Source organism: Microcoleus sp. Pol12B5, assembly GCF_036701335.1.
Lineage (GTDB): Bacteria > Cyanobacteriota > Cyanobacteriia > Cyanobacteriales > Microcoleaceae > Microcoleus.
On the sequence record NZ_JAUBQQ010000152.1, the window covers coordinates 1 to 2,159 of the forward strand.

A 2,159-nucleotide genomic window follows, 5' to 3' on the forward strand; every position below is an offset into this window, starting at 1 on the left:
GCAAATCAGTTCGTTGTCATCTTACAATTTTATTCTTGAAGCTTTATTCTATGCAGCTTCATATTAAATTGGTATTACACTAAAGCAGCTTGGAAAATCTGATTTGCAGTGAGGTTCAAATCAGGAAAACTTTGCGACACAATCCGATCGTTCTCTCGAAACTTGAGGACTTGATATTCACCATCAACCAAGTTACACACAGAAATTGTCGGTTGTTTGGGATTGCCAATAAAATTGCGTCCGCCCAACGCAGCATAATCCACAATCCAATATTCAGGGATACCCATCTCTTCATAATCAGCGTATTTCAAATAGTAATCATCGCGCCAATTGGTTGACACAACCTCAATCACCAACGGTATCGATGCACCCAAACTGAGGATAGATTGTTTTTGCCACAAAGTTTCGTTCACCAGATTTGCACGATTCAGCACCAACACATCAGGCGAATAACCAGAATCTTTTTCAGGAGGTCTAACTATCACTTGGCGGGGGATACCGTAGGGCAATCCCAGATGTTTGATTTCAACAGGAATTTCGACTGCAAGAAAGCTTATAACTTCCTCGTGTTCGCCTACTGGTTGTGCCATCTCAACAATATCTCCATTATGCAGTTCGTAGCGTACCGCCGAATTTTCAGGTAGCCACTCCACAAATTCCTCGAAGTTTACGAGTTTGGGTAAAGCTTGAGTCATAGGTTTTCAGAATCACCGATAATATAAATTATATCTCTATCTATCTGCGTTTATCTGCGTGCATCTGCGGTTATAAATTACAATTTTTTATAAAGTCCGTAAGTTATTGTGCCGCTTATGCTGTAACCATTTCGGGTTTGATATCAGGTGATGCTGGCTCAAAATACAACACCATGATTTGCTCTGGATGCAACCCTACAGATTCATAAGTGTGTCCGCTGCGATCGCTAAATTCAACCTCAAACGCTGCACCATCAGCCAACAGTTCAACTACAGTCCCTACTTGTCCGCGCCACAGGTTGTATTCAGGAATGTCAACTGTCAAGGCAACGATATCTAGTAATTTAACTGTATTATTTTCCACTTTCTTTTATTACCTCCAGGCACTGCTGATACGAATAAGTAGCCCTCAGTTTATCTCATCTCAAAAGGGAGCATCCCAGTTTTGCAACGAGTATAAATACTGAGATAATTGCCTTGACAAGTTGATGGCATAATAGAAAGCAGATAAATTACCATAACCTAAGTGCATATGACCCCAGAAGAACAGCAGAAGATCAAAATAAATCTCCAAGCAATAGCAGAGGTCTTTTATAAGAATACCTCGCCAGACAATCTCAAAAGCTTTGAATCTATCGAACTGACTGTCAGAGAGTATTTAGTTGAGACAGTAGCACCAGAAATTAGCAGTTTTTTTTTAACTCAGCAGGGGGAAAGGGTGAGGGGAGAAAAAGAACCATAAAAAGTTGTGTAGGAGAAATAAAGCTATCAAGTAAGCAAGCCCAAAAGCTGGGAGTAAAGAAGGGAAGTCGTTTGAGTCCTCAATTAGAAAGATGTTGTTTATTATTAGTGGCAAATGAATCATTTGCCAATGCTGAAAAAGACTTAAAAATGTTGACAGGAATTTATGTACCGCACAGTACACAACATCGGGTACTAGAGCGTTATAAATTCTCTTCACCGTCGAACGGCGAGCAAGTAGAAGCATTGAGTATAGACGGAGGAAATGTCAGGCTGAGAACTCCATTAGGAAAAGAAAGTGTATGGAGGAATTATAAAGCAGTTAAGATCCATAATCAAGTAGCAGCCGCCTTCTTCCAAAATAATCCAGATTTAGTGGAGTGGGTAAATAGCCAACTTTCAAATGAGCCGATAACCTGTTTGGGAGATGGTCATGATGGGGTGTGGAATCTGTTTAATCAAATTGGGACTAATGAGCAAAGAAGAGAAGTATTAGATTGGTATCATTTGAGAGAAAATCTACATAAAGTAGGGGGGTCACTCAAACGAATCAGAAGAGTCGAGAGCCAACTGTGGCAAGGGTCAACAGTAGAAGCTATAGCCGAATTTGTAGGAGTTAGAGGTAAAGAAAGTGAAAATTTCCAGAATTAAGTAGCTAGACAAAATTAATTACATAGTTTTCTCCAAATTCTTTCAGGATTTTTTCCACAGAGGTAACAAAAG

General features: G+C 39.8%; 4 protein-coding genes. 2 read left to right on the forward strand and 2 right to left on the reverse strand.

From position 1 onward, the window contains the following. Positions 1–74 precede the first annotated feature (74 nt). Positions 75–695, reverse strand: a complete 621-nt coding sequence (locus QUA24_RS27100; protein WP_333233506.1) for a Uma2 family endonuclease — start codon at positions 693–695, stop codon at positions 75–77. A 115-nt stretch (positions 696–810) separates the two neighbouring features. Continuing rightward, entirely contained in the window at positions 811–1,059 is a 249-nt protein-coding gene (locus QUA24_RS27105) for a DUF4926 domain-containing protein (RefSeq protein ID WP_333233508.1), read from the reverse strand. Positions 1,060–1,227: 168 nt separating this feature from the next. On the opposite strand from QUA24_RS27105, the gene QUA24_RS27110 reads away from it, so the two are divergent. Both QUA24_RS27110 and QUA24_RS27115 read left to right on the forward strand, forming a co-directional pair. Beyond that, a complete protein-coding gene (locus QUA24_RS27110) occupies positions 1,228–1,437 on the forward strand; it encodes a hypothetical protein (RefSeq protein WP_333233510.1) in 210 nt (69 codons plus the stop codon). 71 nt (positions 1,438–1,508) lie between these two features. After that, positions 1,509–2,087 carry a hypothetical protein gene (locus tag QUA24_RS27115; RefSeq protein WP_333233511.1) on the forward strand — a complete coding sequence of 193 codons (579 nt, stop codon included), beginning with the start codon at positions 1,509–1,511 and terminating at the stop codon, positions 2,085–2,087. Positions 2,088–2,159: the final 72 nt, after the last annotated feature.

What these genes read in the sequence shown, in the direction of transcription:
- QUA24_RS27100 (WP_333233506.1), bottom strand. Translation starts at nt 695, where the DNA reads ATGACTCAAGCTTTACCCAAACTCGTAAACTTCGAGGAATTTGTGGAG.
- QUA24_RS27110 (WP_333233510.1), top strand. Translation starts at nt 1,228, where the DNA reads ATGACCCCAGAAGAACAGCAGAAGATCAAAATAAATCTCCAAGCAATA.